Genomic DNA, 505 nt, shown 5'->3' on the forward strand with positions numbered 1-505 from the left:
CAGATAGAATCAAAGCAATCATTAACGTGTGCTAAAGAGGTAGTTCGTAATTATAGGACTAAACTACAGATTGCAGCATCAGGCATATAAAATGAACATAATAATTTCTTTTTTGTTATTGATTATATCTAGCAATACACTTGCAAGTGCTATATTGCAATTCCCAAAATTAAAGTGCTCAATAGGTACCTTACAGTTAAATATTGTTGATGTGTCTTTTTGCCCACTGACAAGCAACTTAGAAAGAATAAACTTTCTTGGGTTGTCTGAACAAACGGTAACCATACTCAATAATGGTGAGGAATTAACGATTGGTCTTAACCCTCCAGATATTTCAATCTCAAATCTCCATAAGAAATTTAACCTGACTGTGCATGAGTTTTTTTTGAGCTTGTATGAAGGCACATTAAAAACTGATAATTTGGGGTTAATAAAAGAAGCGTTTGATATAGATAAATCAAATAAGATGAAAGTTTATAAAAAAGGCAATGTATTCGCTTTTACT

The 505-nt window shown here is 31.7% G+C and carries 1 protein-coding gene; it reads left to right on the plus strand.

Going from position 1 to position 505, the window contains the following annotated elements:
* Nucleotides 1-91: 91 nt before the first annotated feature.
* Nucleotides 92-505: hypothetical protein (locus N477_RS03145; RefSeq protein ID WP_063379438.1), on the plus strand; the 414-nt coding region annotated here is incomplete at its 3' end.

The organism is Pseudoalteromonas luteoviolacea H33-S (genome assembly GCF_001625695.1).
GTDB lineage: Bacteria > Pseudomonadota > Gammaproteobacteria > Enterobacterales > Alteromonadaceae > Pseudoalteromonas > Pseudoalteromonas luteoviolacea_B.